We start from the raw sequence: 15,335 nt of genomic DNA on the forward strand, positions 1-15,335 counted from the left end.
TCCGAGCAGTGGATACGGCTAAAAGCGCCCGCCGTCACGTCGCCAAGCATCGGCGGTGAGCGCCTCGCCAAAGTGGCTGGCAATCAGGCGTTTGGTCAAATCGTGTAGCGGGGCGGCTAGCACTTCGGCGGTGCTGCCACGTTCAACAATTTCGCCTTCGTGCATCACAATCACCTGATCGCTGATGTGCTTCATCATGCCCAGATGCTGCGTCACGTAGATATACGCTATGCCATGTTTGTCCTGCAATTCCAGCATCAGATTGATAATTTGTGAGCGCATGGACATATCCAGCGACGCCAAGGCTTCGTCCGCCACTATCACTTTTGGCTGCAAAATCAGGGCGCGAGCTAGAGCGATACGCTGTTTCTGCCCAGAGGCCAACATATGCGGATAATAGTTAGCGTGATCTGGCAACAAACCAACCTGCCGCAACGTTTGATAAATGCGCTGTTCGCGGGCGTTGGCGTCCAGATCGGTATTCAGTTTAAGCGGTGCGTCCAGCAACTGGCCGATCCGTTGACGGGGATTCAGCGAGGTGCTTGGGTCCTGAAAAATCATGCGAATTCGTTGGCTACGATAAGCGTAATCGCCGTAGCTTAATCGATGGTCGTCGATGAGCAGCTCGCCTTCGGTCGGTTCAATCATGCCGGACAGCATTTTCGCCAGCGTTGATTTACCGGAGCCGTTCTCACCGATGACCGCTAGGGTCTGGCCTTCCCGCAGGGTAAAACTGACGGATTTCACCGCTTCAACGTGTTGACGACGAAACAGGCCGGTGCGATAGCGGAAGGTTTTGCTCAGATTGCGCACTTCAAGCAAGGTTTCGGTCATCACGGTTCCTCCAGATTCAGCGGGAAGTGGCAGGCATAGGCGTGAGTTTTTGCCATCCGCAGGCGCGGGGTTTCAATACAGGTTTTTTGCGCGTAAGGGCAGCGTGGCCCCAAACGGCAGCCGATAGGCAGATGTTCCAGCGACGGAATCGCGCCGGGCAAGGTGTTCAACCGACTTTTATGGGGCAATGAGCGGCCAAAATCTGGCATGGCGCGGATCAGCGCCTGGGTATAAGGATGGTGCGGGGCGGCCAGTAACTCTTCGCATACCGCGCTTTCCACCGTTTGCCCGCAGTAGAGGACATTGACCCGGTTTGCCCATTTACTCATCATTTGCAAATCATGACTGATCAGCAAAATGGTCGTGTTGTTATTCTGATTCAATCGTGCCAGCAATCGGAAAATCTGCGCCTGCGTGGTGGGTTCCATGGCGTTGGTCGGCTCATCGGCAATCAATAAGCGCGGCTGATTGGCCAGCGCAATGGAAATCATCACTTTTTGGCATTCCCCTTCGGTTAGTTCGTAGGGATAACTGCGCATAATGTCTTTGTGATCTTTAATTCCGACGCGGTGCAACAGCTCGATAGCCCGGCGTTTACGCCAATGAAATCGTTGCCACCAGCGGCCTTTATAGGTCCAGCCGGGAATGGCCTGAATGAGTTGCTTACCGATATTTTCCGACGGGTCGAGGCAGGACTGTGGCTCTTGAAATATCATCGAAATATTATGGCCGATCACCTTACGCCGTTGGCGTGGGCTGAGCTGGAGCAAATCGATATCATCGAAGCGGAAGCGGTCGGCGGTGATGCGCCAATTATCTTTGCTCACGCCGCAAATTGCTTTGGCAATTAAGCTTTTTCCCGATCCTGATTCACCGACCAAACCGCGAACTTCGCCTTCGGTCAAGGTCATGCTGACGCGATCGACGGCTTTAACCGGTCCTTCAGCGGTCATAAATTCAATAGTGAGATTGCGGATATCCAGTAACGGCATTATTCCACTCCCTCGATAATCGCCCGACGCATACCGTCGCCTAATAGGTTGACCAATAGCACGCTAACCAAAATCGCCGCGCCCGGTAACATCACGGTCCAGGGTGCCACGTAGACCAAATCCAGCGAATCCCCCAGCATAGCGCCCCATTCCGGTGACGGTAACTGTGCGCCGAGATCCAAAAAGCCCAGCGCGGCAATATCCAGAATTGCCATCGAGAGGGCGCGGGTGAACTCGGTCACTAGCACGGCGGCAATATTGGGGAAAATGGCATACAGCAGAATATAAGGCGTTGAAGCGCCATCCAACCGCGCCGCAATCACGTATTCTTTATCCAGCTCATCATGAACTGCGCTGTAAATCGTTCTAACCATTCTCGGCAGCAATGCTAACCAGACCGCAAACATGGCGTGTTGCAGGCTTGGGCCAACGAAGGCCACCACAATGATCGCCAGCAGCAGAGATGGAATAGAAAGCAGAGTATCTAATATATGATTCAAAATCGCAGAGCGAAAACCGTGAGTGACGCCAGCCAACACGCCTAACACCACGCCGCATAGAGCGGCGGCAACGGTCACCAGCAGCGCTGAACCGTAGGTAGACGCTGCGCCAGTCAATAATCGGCTAAGAATATCGCGGCCGAGATCGTCGGTGCCGAGGAAGAAGGAAACATTCCCGTAGCGAGACCAGGACGGCGGTAGCAATTGATAGCCAAGAAATTGCTGATCCAAAGCATAGGGTGCGAGCATATTGCCAAACAGACACAGCAAAATCAGAGCAATAACCCCATAAAATCCGATCATTGCCAAAGTGTCGGCGTAGAAAATGCGCCAGGTATACAGCAACGGGCTAGGCATTTTCTTTTCGCGGTAGACATTATCGAAGGGCATACCATTCCTTATGCTTTAACGGGCTCATTATCGCCCCCAAAATATCCGACAACACGTTAATCACGATCACCAGCGTCCCCACCACCATTACGCCGGCAGAAATCGCAGCATAATCTTGCTGACGGATGGCGTTAATCAACCAGCGGCCCAGCCCCGGCCAGCTGAATACCACCTCGGTAATCATAGCCAGCGTTAACATGGTAGAGAACTGCAAGCCCAATTTGGGAATAATCGGCGGCAGGGCGTTGTGAAGCACATGACGACGAATGATAGTCAGCCGCGACAGTCCGCGGGTCGCGGCAGCTTTAATATAATTTTGTCCGATGACATCATCAGTACTGATGCGCATTAAACGAATGACTTCCGTGGTTGGCGCCACGGCCAGTGCGGTTATCGGCAGGATCATATGCTGCAAGGCGCTATATATCATTTCCTTGCGATAAGGGGAATGGGATAGCCAGGCATCGACCAGCGCCAGTCCGGTCACGGGTTTTACCTGATATAACAGATCGAAACGTCCGGATACCGGTAGCCAGCCCAGATGCAGAGAGAAAAATAGCATCAGCAGCAGTGCCAGCCAGAATACGGGGATGGAAAAACCGATCAGTGCGAGAGAACTGATGGCGACATCCGGCCACTTCCCTCGCATTACACCGGCAATAATACCCAAAGGAATACCGATGAATAACGCGAGGCTGAATGCTAATACGCAAAGTTCCATCGTGGCGGGGAAAGCTTCCCGCAGCTGTTCACTGATCGGCTGGCCGTTGATGCTGGAAACGCCAAAATCCCATTGCATCAGGCTATGCAAATAAAAACGGTAGGCATCGAACAGGGAGGCGCCGCTCAACGGGCCGTGGGGCGTAAAATAGCTCAGGCTAAAACTTACTAGCGACAGCATAATTAGCGTGATAACTAATAGCAGCAGGCGACGTAAGGTAAAGATAATCATGGTTTTTTACCCTCGTCACTTTCGCGGAACACCCCGGCAAAGGACGCATTACCAAAGGGACTGAGCACCAGACCTTTGATGTCGTAACGATACGCCTGTAGCCGCAAGGAGGAAGCCAGAGGCAGCAGAGGCAACTGTTGCTCAAGAATTCGCTGCGCCTGTTGGTAATAGTCAATGCGTTCCGATATCTGCTGCGATCGCAGGGCTTTTTGCAGTAATTCATCGAAAGCCGGGTCACACCAGTGAGCATAGTTGGTTTGTGAGCGTATTGCTGCGCAGCTTAATAATGGGCGGAAGAAACTGTCTGGGTCATTACTGTCCGTTGACCAACCGGTGAGCGTGAGGTCATGGTTCATTTCCATCAACCGTGCCTCCTGAAAACGTCCCTCAACCGGCACGATATTCACAGTAATACCGACCTGCGCCAAATCCGCCTGAATCAGTTCGGCGGTTTTTAACGGACTAGGATTATAAGACTGTGAAGCCGTGGGTACCCACAGATTCAGCTGTAACGGGTTGATTCCCAACTCTTTCAGTATTTCTCTAGCTTTGCTGGGATTGTATTCAGTCACCTGCGCGTGGTTATCGTAAGCCCAGGAGGCGCGTGGCAGAATCGACGCGGCGGTTTCTGCGGTGCCGTAATAAATCGACTGCATCAGCCGTTGATTATTAATAGACAAGGCGACGGCCTGACGAACGCGCTCATCGTTCAACGGCGGTTTACGGGTATTAAATGCCAGATAGGCGATATTCATGCCCGGTCGCAGTGTTAGGCGTAAACGCGGATCATCTCGCAAAATGGACAACTGACTGGCCGCTGGGTAGGCGAGTACGTCACATTCGCCGGTCAGTAATTTAGACAAGCGACCGGTACCGCCAGCGCCCAGATCGATAATGACCTGCGGCATACGCGGCAAGCCCTTCCAATAATTACTGTTGCGAGAAAGTCGAATATATTGACCAGAGCGATACTCATTGAGCATGAATGGTCCGGTGCCAATGGGTTCGCGGTCAATCTGCTCCTTTTTGCCTTTCGCAGTCAGTACATCGCCGTATTCAGCGGAAAGCACCGGCGCGTAATGGGTGGCCAAATGCCACAGGAAAGAGGCATCTGGCGCTTTGAGGCGGAATTCTACTGTGTAATCATCCAGTTTTTTCACGCTCTGTACGGCGTCGGCAAATTGCAGGCTATCAAAGTAGGGGTAGTCGCCGCCGTTCACGTTGTGATACGGATGATTTTGGTCAAATACCCGTTGGAAGCTAAAGATAACATCGTCGGCATTCATCATGCGCGTCGGCTTAAACCACTCGGTGGTTTGGAAAGGCACATCTTTACGCAAATGGAAACGGTAAGTGGCACCGTTGTCCAGTACTTGCCAGCTATCGGCAAGTTCCGGCACCAAACGATAGGTATAAGGGTCAACGTCTAGCAGGCGATCGTAAAGCTGTGCTGCTAACGTATCTATGGTTAAACCACCGCTGGCCATCTGCGGATTGAAAGTATTCAACACGCCACTGACGCAATAGACGAAACCCCGCTGGCGGATATCCGGCGGCGGTTGAATCGCTTGGGGTGCAGGCTGAGTTTGTGCCAGCGCCGGTGTCGCCAGACAGCCAAGCGACAGCAGCCAAATTAGTAAACCACGCATAAAACGCTTCAACTGTAAGTAAGCAATAGACTTAGTGTACCGTAAACTGGTTATCCCCCCAATCCATTGAGCAAAACAACTCTCTGATCTCAGGGATATTGCTGTAATTATGCGCAAAAGCGCCGAGGGAGAGCAAAAAAACGCAACTCCAATATGTTATATTATAACAATTACATGTTACCTTTATTTGATATTAATAAGGTACTAATAGAGGACGACATGAAAATAGCTGCGAATCAATCCCTAACGGCGTTGCCAGATGTACAATCTTTATCCATCGATGTTAGCAATATGGGGATGGATTGGGTCGGCATGGAAGGCATTGCGTTGCCGTTGGACATCGCTGGGAAGCCACTGTCTGCAAAAGTGAATGCCGGGATTCGTGTCAAAGCCAAAAGTCAGAGCAAGGGAATCCATATGTCCCGCTTATACTTGGCATTAGATGAGTTGACTCAAGGAGAATTAACGCCCCAGCGCATTCACACGACATTGGCCGCATTTTTAGCTTCTCAGCCCGATTTAGCTGCGAGTGCTAGCCTGCATATTGCCAGCGAAATTTTTATCTCGCGACCGGCGATGTTATCCCCACAGAGAGGCTGGAAGGCCTATCCACTGACGATTGACGCCCAGCTCGAACAGCAGCTTCAGCTTCGGCTATCCCTGTCCGTACCTTATTCCTCCACTTGTCCCAGCTCGGCAGCGCTGAGTCTTCAGTCTGCTTGGCAGCAGTTTCAATTGGATTTTGATCAGCAGGAAAATCTGACCCAACAACAGGTGCTGGATTGGCTTGGAACGCAGGGAATGCCAGCAACGCCGCACAGTCAGCGCAGTTGGGCTATAGTGACGGTGTCACTTAAGTCCACTGAAATGAATTTTCCGGTACTGGAATTGATTAACCAAATTGAAAATGCGCTGGGAACGCCGGTACAAACCGTGGTGAAACGTCAGGATGAGCAGGCGTTTGCATTAGCTAATGGACAAAATCTGATGTTTTGTGAGGACGCGGCGCGTCGTTTGTACGTCATGCTGAGCAAGCAATGCCGCTATACGGCATTTTCAGTTAGGGTGGAACATCAGGAAAGCCTGCATGCCCACAATGCCGTCGCCGTTATCAGCCGCGAGGGCACTAAACATACGGCTTAAAAATCCTTCCGGCCATTTATCTCAGGTCCCGGTTAGTGCTTGTCTCGGTCAACGCTTATCGCTACCCAACGGCAATTTTGTGCGGGCGGGTGATTGTCGATGACGATGTCTACGTGGTGCCTTATGCGGTGATGCGTGCTGATGAGATGGGTGAAAATGGCGCCGATTCGGATCGGTACGCTTTCTAACATTCAGGCTAGTTGGTGATTCATTCCAAACGTGGGGTTGCAGTGACCACTGGCAGCGACAGCGCGATCACATATCCTGTCATCGTTCATGGCCATTGTGCTATGGAGCCGGGTGTTTATTGGCTTCAGTAGCGTATCGTTTAATTGCCACATTGATTCTGCCGCTATCACGCGGTGGAGAACAGTGTGACGCTGCCGCAAAACCGCTATATTCCTTCTACCGAGCGGGGTTGATAGCCGCAGTGGCTTCAGGGTTTACCGACAGGACGAACGCGATGCATTGCTGTTTTCCGAAGGGGTTCTCGTAACCAATATCGAGTTGGTACGTGGATATCAGGGCTGCGTAACGAGTTTTAGCGAGGGACATCGATTAGGGTGAGATAATAGTAATTATAACTCCACTAATAATTGTGTAATTCTAGCTTTACGTCGTGCGATAATTGAGCAATTGCTGCTTTCACCTACCTTTCCTATAGTTTTTGGTGCTCACAATACTAGTGATCACTCTCATCGTATCAAGATGAATAATTCTGAACGCATCACTATAGGAATTAATGATGAATCAGCAAGCCGCCCCATCCTGGATGGCGAAATGGTTGGACACGCATTTCGCTCACTCTCCGCTTACACCTCCCGCTCACCCTATGGTTGATGCCGTGATTGATGGTATTGACGGACGCAAGATAGTGATTGGCGAACATGAACTTATTGATTTTGCCTCCTGTAATTATCTGGGGTTGGATCTAAATTCACAGGTTCAGGCGTCAATATTACCTCTGGTGCGTCAATGGGGTACTCATCCTAGCTGGTCGAGAATGCTGGGTACGCCCACGCCTTATCGGGATATAGAGCGCGAGTTAACCGCCTTGACCCAAGCGCCGGATATATTGGCCTTTCCGACTATCACGCATATCCATCTTTCAGTCATTCCTTTCCTCAGCGGCACGGGCGCAATTTATCTGGATAGCCGGGCACATAAAACTATTTATGAAGGTTGTAAAGCGGCACAGGGGCAAGGAGCTACGCTGATTCGCTTTAAACATAACGACGCCGATGAATTAGAACGATTATTAGCCAGTAGCTCCGTGCCGCCGCGCTTAATTTGCATGGATGGGGTGAATAGCATGACCGGCAATCTGCCAGATTTAGTGCGCTTTGCCGAGATAGCCCGGCGCTGGAACCTTATCCTTTATGTGGATGATGCCCATGGTTTTGGTTTGATAGGTGAAAATCCCGATGGAGAAATGCCGTGGGGGTACAAAGGGAACGGTATCGTTCGCCACTATGGTTTGAGCTACGACAATATCCTGCTGGTGGCGGGTTTATCCAAATCCTATTCATCATTGCTGGCGTTTATGGCGTTGCCAACGGTATTGAAGGAAATGATTAAAGTTGCCGCGTCGCCTTATCTGTATTCGGGTCCATCCCCGGTCGCTTCTCTGGCCACGACGTTGAGCGGTTTAGCGGTTAACGCCCAACGCGGGGAGGAATTGCGTCGCGATTTGCATCAAATGTGTCGACAATTGTTAAAAGGGTTAGCCGATCTTGATATCTTCACGTTGAATAACTCCGAATTACCCATCATGGAAATACCGCTGAAAGATCCAAGGCAAATTATGGAGTTAGGCAGTTATCTGTTTGAGCGCGGAGTTTATGTCACGCTAGCGTTGTATCCGTTGGTGCCAAAAAAAGAAGTCGGCTTCCGCGTGCAGCTCACTGCGGCCAATAATCCGGATCAGGTACGGCATTTACTGGCAGTGTTGGCAGAATCCACCACTCGCTTCGAATTTTATTCCTGCACGGACAATGTGAATCAGGGGGCCGGTTAAATATGAACTCACTCAATAAATTGCGGCAGAAGTATGCGGGAAAAGACGCATTTATCATTCACGATGAAAGTTATCGTCAGGTGGCGGAAACCTTCTTCCCTGATGCTAAGGCGCAGGCTACATGGGCGTTTGACCATCTGGCTACTTTTCTCGATTTACCTTTCCGTGCACCGGAGCAATGGCTGGGAGCCGACGTGGGCATTTTGGGCGTTCCCATGGATCTCGGCGTGACTCATCGCGCGGGGGCGCGTTTTGGCCCTAAAGCGGTGCGCGCTGCGGAACGTATCGGGCCTTATGATCATGTGCTGAATCTTGCGCCTGCTCAGTTACTTTGTGCCGCCGACTTGGGCGACGTGGTGTTTAACAATCGTTTTGACCTCACGCAAACCCATTTGGATATACAAAATACGATATCTCGCCTGAAAGCATCCGGCATTTTGCCTCTGTCAGTAGGCGGCGATCATTCCATGACGCTGCCAATCTTGCGGGCTTTAGGGGCTGAGCGACCGGTTGGCGTGATTCATTTTGACGCTCATTGTGATACCGCCGGTCTTTTTTACGGTAATCAGCATCACGGTTCGCCGTTTCGTCAGGCGGTATTAGACGGAGTGATAGATCCTTGCCGTACGGTGCAAATTGGAATTCGTGGCCCGGATGAATATTTTTGGGAGTTCTCTCGTGATTCCGGTATGACGGTGATCCATGCGGAAGCCGTTTTTGAGCGTGGCGCTCAATCAATCATTCAGCAGGTAAAAACCATCGTGGGGACTGGGCCTGTGTATATCAGTGTAGATATTGATTCTCTCGATCCTACTTTTGCTCCGGGCACCGGAACGCCGGAGGTCAATGGATTATTACCGCGAGAATTGTTCGGTATGTTGAGAGGGTTGGCCGGTGTCAACATGGTTGGTGGCGATATCGTTGAGGTCGCGCCGCAGTATGATCCTACCAGTAATACGGCGAATCTTGGGGCGCAGATTCTATTCACGTTACTGTGTCTGGCTACGCTTAGGAATAATAACGATCGCTAAATTAGAGGGTTAGCCAATTTTGGCTGTGGCCCTGAAGCTGAAAGGATTCCAAACAGAGAATGAGGCCATCGGATTAGGTTGAAACATAACGTGAAATGAATCATTGAAGAGCCACAATATCGTTGTGGAAATGAGAAAAATTCTCAACAAAAGTGTTTACAAGTGCTACTGATAACCATTATCATTGCTTTGCACTTCAGGAAGAGGCCGCCAGTAGGGAGCTTCTGATAGAAAGGCACGACATTGCTCACATTGCTTCCAGTGTTTTTTAAGCCAGCTCGGGTGCTGGCTTTTTTTTTTACCTGCGATTAGCTTTTCAGCTTATTAGCATCTTTTACCTTCTTTTCTGCCTCGTATTTTCACTTCACTCGCCCTGTTTCATATCATTCTGCCGGATAAAAATAAGCGAAAATTATGGTGGCTAGCTAATCATTTGCAGACTCTTCGTTATTCTCATCTGTGGCGGCTTGAAGTATCGAGTGTTTTTTCAGCATTCCCCGTAACTGGTGATAGGTCAGCCCTAATAAATCCGCCGCTTTCCTCTGATTGAAACGAGCCTGCTCCAGCGCTTGCATAATTAACAGTTTCTCGCTGTGTTGTAGCCAGCCTTTGAGGTCAACGGGGAGGGCGGGCAGGGAAGCCGTTTCCGTTGGAGGGGGCGTTTGGCTATTTTGATGGGCAGCAAAAGGGTTGATAATTATCGTGTCTAGCGGAGCCGGGCTATCGCCGTGGCGATAAACCGAACGCTCCACCACATTTTTCAGCTCTCGCACGTTTCCCGGCCAATGATAACCCAGCAACTGGCTTTTGGCCTGTAGAGTAAAACCGGGGAATAATTGTAGCCCAAGTTCACGGCACATTTGGATGGCGAAATGCTCCGCCAGCAGCATGATATCTTGCTGTCTCTGACGTAGCGGCGGCAGCTGCACCACGTCGAAAGCCAGACGATCCAATAAATCCGCACGGAACTTTCCTGCGGCGGCCAGGGCGGGTAAATTATCATTGGTGGCGCAAACTAAACGCACGTCAACCTGCAACGGCTGGCTGCCGCCAACTCTCTCCAGATGACCATATTCAATTACTCGCAGCAGTTTTTCCTGCACCAGCATTGGGGCGGTAGCGAGTTCATCGAGAAACAGCGTTCCTCCATCGGCGCGTTCAAATCGACCTAAATGGCGCTTTTGCGCGCCGGTAAAGGCGCCGGCTTCATGACCAAATAGCTCGGAATCCAGCAGGTTTTCATTCAGCGCCGCACAGTTGAGTGAGATAAACGGACCCTGCCAGCGATTCGAGAGGTAATGCAAACGGTGAGCAATCAATTCCTTACCCGTTCCGCGTTCGCCAATCACTAGCACGGGTTTATTCAATTTGGCCAGTCCCGAGACTTGCTCAAGCACCTCAACAAAAGAATTGGCTTCACCTAGCAGGTTTTCAAGTTGTTCGCTCATAGTGAGATTCACTAATAGTTGGTTAAAGTAATCACTGTACCTTTTATGTCGAAATTAGCAATAAAGTCTTTTTCCCTTTTAATTCATTATGATATTGGTTTTTATAAAGTTGGCACGCCTTTTGATTACCCTATAGCCAGAGCTGTATCTGTACCGGTGAGATTTGCTCACTGAACAACAGGCGCATAGAGTCGCCCACATGATTAAAGAGGATGTGAATAATGGGTATTTTTTCTCGTTTTGCCGATATCGTGAATGCCAACATCAACACCTTGCTGGATAAAGCCGAAGATCCGCAAAAACTGGTTCGCCTGATGATTCAGGAAATGGAAGATACGCTGGTAGAAATTCGGTCTACCTCTGCTCGCGCGTTGGCGGAAAAGAAACAGTTAATGCGCCGGATTGATTTGGGTGAAAGTCAGCTGGTGGAATGGCAGGAGAAGGCCGAGTTGGCGCTGCGTAAAGATAAAGAAGACTTGGCTCGCGCTGCTTTGATTGAAAAACAGAAAGTGGCTTCCCTGATCGAGACCCTACAGCGTGAAGTGGCGACCGTAGACGAAACGCTGGATCGCATGAAACATGAGATTGGCGAGCTGGAAAGCAAACTGACCGAAACCCGTGCCAGACAGCAAGCGCTGACTTTGCGTCATCAGGCAGCCGCTTCTTCTCGCGATGTTCGTCGCCAGTTAGATAGCGGTAAGCTGGATGAGGCGATGGCTCGTTTTGAGCAATTCGAACGCCGGATTGACCATATGGAAGCCGAAGCGGAAAGCGTCAGTATCGGTAAAAAGAAGTCACTGGAACAAGAGTTTGCAGAACTGAAAGCCGATGATGAAATCAGCAGTCAGTTGGCGGCGTTAAAAGCAAAAATGAATGCTCCAGAATAAGCTCCAGAATAATAAAGAGTTATAAACACGGGCCGTTATCCCAACAGGTGGCGGCCATATTATTACTCGAATCTTGCGGCTATGATGATTGCATTGCCGATGATAAGAATAAATAAGGGAAAAGAATGAGTATTCTGTTTTTAGCTATTCCGCTAACCATATTTGTGCTGTTTGTCGCACCGATCTGGCTGTGGCTACATTATAGCAATCGCCAACAAAGCGGCACCCAGCTTAGCCATCAGGAAATGCAGCGTTTAGCGCAGTTAGCCGATGATGCGCGCCGTATGCGTGAACGTATTCAGGCGTTGGAAGAGATTCTGGATGCAGAACATCCGAACTGGAGACAATCATAATGACCGGTTTGTTTAGTGAAAAAAAACTCTACCGCGTGCCGGAAGAAGGCATGGTGAAAGGGGTGTGCGCCGGTTTAGCGCATTATCTGGATATTCCTGTCAAACTGGTACGTATTATTGCTGTGTTATCGATGTTCTTCGGTCTGTTTGTTTTCACCATCGTAGCCTACGTGGTGCTGACTTATATGCTGGACCCAGCACCGGCCAGCACTTTTATGGATGAGGATTATCAAACCCCACGCCAACTGCTGGATAAGCTGGATTACGAATTAAGCAGCGGAGAGCAACGTTTGCGGCAAGTAGAACGTTACGTTACTTCGGAAACGTTCGGTGTTCGCAGCAGATTCCGTCAGTTATAACGGATCCACAGCGCAATGAATCGGTAATTCATGTGACCCGTGGGCTGGTTTATGACTTTTACCAATCTGAGATTCACAAAAAATGACCTGCCGGAGGGCATAAATGATGAAGAATAACGTCGCCACTCAGCGGTCAGGTGTAGTATTGAAAACGCTGGTTAAAGTGATTATTACTGCAGCATTAAGTTACGGCCCGGCTGGAGCCACGGCTTGGATTTTACGCAGTGTGAGCCGTAAACCGCTGCGTTGGGCGCTGGCAGTGTTGCTGGAACCGTTATTAAGACGCGGTTTAGGCGCGGTATTTGGCCGATTTGCAAAGGAAAAGCATGAAACGACTGCAAAATGAGATCAGCTCTTTAGTTAACCGCGGGATGGACCGCCATTTGCGACTGGCGGTGACCGGCCTGAGTCGGAGTGGTAAAACCGCGTTTATCACCGCGTTAGTTAATCAATTATTACATGTACACAGTGGGGCGCGTTTACCGCTGTTTTCTGCCGTGCGCGAAGATCGCTTACTCGGCGTCAAGCGGGTGCCTCAGCGGGATTTGGGTATCCAACGTTTTAGATATGATGAAGGTCTGGCCTCATTGTACGGCACGCCGCCAAGCTGGCCGACGCCGACTCGTGGCGTGAGTGAAATTCGTCTGGCCCTGAGATTTAGGTCGAATGACTCGGTTTTACGTCATTTCAAAGAGACATCGACCTTGTATTTGGAAATAGTTGATTATCCAGGTGAATGGCTGCTGGATTTGCCGATGTTGGAGCAGGATTACCTCGAGTGGTCGCGGCAAATGAGCGGTTTGTTACAGGGTAACCGTGCCGAATGGGCTAAACCGTGGTTAGATTTGTGTAAACAGTGCGATCCTTTGGCTCCAGCGGACGAAAATTTACTTGCCGCGATTGCTCAGGCCTATACCGAGTATCTGATTCGCTGTAAGCAAGAAGGGCTGCACTTTATTCAGCCGGGACGCTTTGTGCTACCCGGTGATATGGCCGGCGCGCCGGCCTTGCAGTTCTTCCCTTGGCCAGATATCACCGCGATTGATGAGTCTCGTTTGACTCAGGCAGACAAACACAGCAATTTGGGGATGTTGCGCGCGCGGTTTAATTACTACTGTCAATCAATCGTAAAAGGTTTCTATAAAGAACACTTTGTCCGGTTTGATCGACAAATCGTACTGGTGGATTGCCTACAACCTTTGAACAGCGGGCCGCAAGCCTTTAACGACATGCGTTTGGCATTAACCCAGCTTATGCAAAGCTTCCATTATGGGAAACGCACGCTATTTCGTCGTTTATTCTCACCGTGTATTGATAAATTGATGTTTGCTGCCACTAAAGCCGATCATGTCACCGCGGACCAACATGCCAATCTGGTGTCATTGCTGCAGCAATTAGTGCAGGAGGCCTGGCAAAATGCGGCGTTCGAAGGTATCAGCATGGATTGTGTCGGACTGGCGTCGGTGCAGGCCACGGAAAGTGGTATGGTCGATCATAACGGCCAGCGAATTCCAGCATTAAAGGGCCATCGTCTGGAAGACGGTGCTCCGCTGACGGTGTTCCCCGGCGACGTTCCGGCGCGTTTGCCCGGCCCGGCATTTTGGCAGCAACAGGGCTTCCATTTTGATCAGTTCCGTCCACAACAGGTCCACGTGGATAGCCCATTGCCGCATATCCGACTGGATGCGGTGATGGAGTTTTTATTGGGAGATAAACTGCGATGAATGAACCATTGAAACCACGGATAGATTTTCAACAGCCATTGCAGCCGATCGAAGAGCCAAAGTTAAAAGCGGGGCAGACCTTTAGCGGCTCAGCGGCCGAGAATTTTTTGCCGGTTGATCCGGTTCTGGACGCGGACGAAGCGGAAGGGCGCGCGGAGGGTCTGGTGAGTGCGGCGCTTAAACCAAAACGCAGTCTATGGCGAAAAATGGTGACAGCAGGTCTGATGCTGTTTGGCGTTAGCGTCGTGGCGCAGGCGGTGCAGTGGGTTAATCAGGCGTGGCAGCAGCAGGATTGGATAGCTTTGGGCACCACGGTTGCCGGTGGTTTGATCGTTTTTGCCGGGATTGGTTCGGTTGTTACCGAATGGCGGCGGTTATATCGGCTGCGCCAGCGTGCGGAAGAGCGTGACGTGGCGCGGACGTTACTGGTCAGCCACGGTTTGGGACAAGGGCGACAATTCTGCGAGAAACTGGCGCGTCAGGCGGGTTTGGATCAAGGACATCCGGCGTTACAGCGCTGGCAAGCCTCGCTGCATGAAACGCATAACGATCGGGAAGTCGTTGAACTTTATGCTAAATTAGTACAACCGACGTTGGATAATCAGGCTCGAGCTGAAATAAGCCGCTATGCGGCAGAATCGGCGCTGATGATTGCCGTCAGCCCTCTGGCGCTGGTGGATATGGCTTTTATCGCTTGGCGAAACATTCGACTAATCAATCGTATTGCCGCGTTGTATGGAATTGAGCTTGGCTATTTCAGTCGTTTACGCCTGTTCCGTTTGGTTTTACTGAATATTGCCTTTGCCGGTGCATCGGAGTTAGTGCGGGAAGTCGGTATGGACTGGCTATCGCAGGATCTGGCCGCGCGTCTATCCGCTCGGGCGGCGCAGGGAATCGGTGCTGGTTTACTCACCGCGCGTTTGGGGATCAAAGCGATGGAATTATGTCGTCCATTGCCTTGGATGGATGATGATAAGCCCAAACTGGGGGATTTCCGTCGTCAACTGATTACGCAACTGAAGAATACGTTGCCTAAGAAGGACAAACAGAGATAAA

General features: G+C 50.6%; 15 protein-coding genes and 1 pseudogene. 10 read left to right on the forward strand and 6 right to left on the reverse strand.

The features are described 5' to 3' along the window. Positions 1 to 18 precede the first annotated feature (18 nt). From sapF to sapA, 5 genes are read right to left on the reverse strand one after another with little or no spacing between them, the layout of a single operon-like run. The gene (sapF, locus tag AD970_RS14000; protein ID WP_049600232.1) at positions 19 to 834 is read right to left on the reverse strand and encodes a putrescine export ABC transporter ATP-binding protein SapF; all 816 of its coding nucleotides are present in this window, start codon (positions 832 to 834) and stop codon (positions 19 to 21) included. Next, on the reverse strand, positions 834 to 1,826 hold the full coding sequence (sapD, locus tag AD970_RS14005) for a putrescine export ABC transporter ATP-binding protein SapD (protein WP_049600234.1): 993 nt from the start codon (positions 1,824 to 1,826) through the stop codon (positions 834 to 836). Before sapD ends, sapF begins: the two co-directional genes overlap by 1 nt. Next, entirely contained in the window at positions 1,826 to 2,716 is an 891-nt protein-coding gene (gene sapC / locus AD970_RS14010; protein WP_049600236.1) for a putrescine export ABC transporter permease SapC, read from the reverse strand. Before sapC ends, sapD begins: the two co-directional genes overlap by 1 nt. Next, the gene (gene sapB / locus AD970_RS14015; protein WP_049600237.1) at positions 2,703 to 3,668 is read right to left on the reverse strand and encodes a putrescine export ABC transporter permease SapB; all 966 of its coding nucleotides are present in this window, start codon (positions 3,666 to 3,668) and stop codon (positions 2,703 to 2,705) included. The genes sapC and sapB overlap by 14 nt, the downstream gene beginning before the upstream one ends. Beyond that, positions 3,665 to 5,317, reverse strand: coding sequence for an ABC transporter substrate-binding protein SapA (sapA, locus tag AD970_RS14020; RefSeq protein ID WP_049600240.1), 1,653 nt, complete (start codon positions 5,315 to 5,317; stop codon positions 3,665 to 3,667). The genes sapB and sapA overlap by 4 nt, the downstream gene beginning before the upstream one ends. A gap of 219 nt (positions 5,318 to 5,536) precedes the next feature. Here sapA and folE2 point away from each other — a divergent pair, with 219 nt between their 5' ends. From folE2 to speB, 4 genes and pseudogenes are all read left to right on the forward strand, one after another. Then, positions 5,537 to 6,460 (forward strand): GTP cyclohydrolase FolE2, encoded by a 924-nt coding sequence (gene folE2 / locus AD970_RS14025; RefSeq protein WP_049600338.1) that lies wholly within the window; start codon positions 5,537 to 5,539, stop codon positions 6,458 to 6,460. Beyond that, positions 6,450 to 7,005 (forward strand): annotated as a pseudogene (locus AD970_RS20585) (carbonate dehydratase). The gene folE2 and the pseudogene AD970_RS20585 overlap by 11 nt, the downstream one beginning before the upstream one ends. A gap of 197 nt (positions 7,006 to 7,202) precedes the next feature. Beyond that, positions 7,203 to 8,477, forward strand: coding sequence for an aminotransferase class I/II-fold pyridoxal phosphate-dependent enzyme (locus AD970_RS14035; RefSeq protein WP_157045531.1), 1,275 nt, complete (start codon positions 7,203 to 7,205; stop codon positions 8,475 to 8,477). Between the two features lie 2 nt (positions 8,478 to 8,479). Next, on the forward strand, positions 8,480 to 9,508 hold the full coding sequence (speB, locus tag AD970_RS14040; RefSeq protein WP_049600241.1) for an agmatinase: 1,029 nt from the start codon (positions 8,480 to 8,482) through the stop codon (positions 9,506 to 9,508). A gap of 425 nt (positions 9,509 to 9,933) precedes the next feature. Here speB and pspF read toward each other — a convergent pair whose 3' ends face one another. Continuing rightward, positions 9,934 to 10,956, reverse strand: coding sequence for a phage shock protein operon transcriptional activator (pspF, locus tag AD970_RS14045; protein ID WP_049600244.1), 1,023 nt, complete (start codon positions 10,954 to 10,956; stop codon positions 9,934 to 9,936). A gap of 221 nt (positions 10,957 to 11,177) precedes the next feature. Between pspF and pspA the strand changes: the two genes are divergently transcribed. From pspA to AD970_RS14075, 6 genes are all read left to right on the forward strand, one after another. Further along, on the forward strand, positions 11,178 to 11,843 hold the full coding sequence (gene pspA / locus AD970_RS14050; RefSeq protein WP_049600246.1) for a phage shock protein PspA: 666 nt from the start codon (positions 11,178 to 11,180) through the stop codon (positions 11,841 to 11,843). 125 nt (positions 11,844 to 11,968) lie between these two features. After that, the gene (pspB, locus tag AD970_RS14055) at positions 11,969 to 12,196 is read left to right on the forward strand and encodes an envelope stress response membrane protein PspB (RefSeq protein ID WP_049600249.1); all 228 of its coding nucleotides are present in this window, start codon (positions 11,969 to 11,971) and stop codon (positions 12,194 to 12,196) included. Continuing rightward, a complete protein-coding gene (gene pspC / locus AD970_RS14060; RefSeq protein WP_049600252.1) occupies positions 12,196 to 12,555 on the forward strand; it encodes an envelope stress response membrane protein PspC in 360 nt (119 codons plus the stop codon). The genes pspB and pspC overlap by 1 nt, the downstream gene beginning before the upstream one ends. 103 nt (positions 12,556 to 12,658) lie before the next feature. Beyond that, positions 12,659 to 12,901: a phage shock protein PspD gene (gene pspD / locus AD970_RS14065; protein WP_179207942.1), complete on the forward strand. Its 243-nt coding sequence runs from the start codon at positions 12,659 to 12,661 to the stop codon at positions 12,899 to 12,901. Then, positions 12,882 to 14,279 (forward strand): YcjX family GTP-binding protein, encoded by a 1,398-nt coding sequence (locus tag AD970_RS14070; protein ID WP_049600254.1) that lies wholly within the window; start codon positions 12,882 to 12,884, stop codon positions 14,277 to 14,279. The genes pspD and AD970_RS14070 overlap by 20 nt, the downstream gene beginning before the upstream one ends. Next, positions 14,276 to 15,334 carry a YcjF family protein gene (locus AD970_RS14075; protein ID WP_049600256.1) on the forward strand — a complete coding sequence of 353 codons (1,059 nt, stop codon included), beginning with the start codon at positions 14,276 to 14,278 and terminating at the stop codon, positions 15,332 to 15,334. The genes AD970_RS14070 and AD970_RS14075 overlap by 4 nt, the downstream gene beginning before the upstream one ends. Position 15,335: the final 1 nt, after the last annotated feature.

This window comes from Yersinia nurmii (assembly GCF_001112925.1).
GTDB lineage: Bacteria > Pseudomonadota > Gammaproteobacteria > Enterobacterales > Enterobacteriaceae > Yersinia > Yersinia nurmii.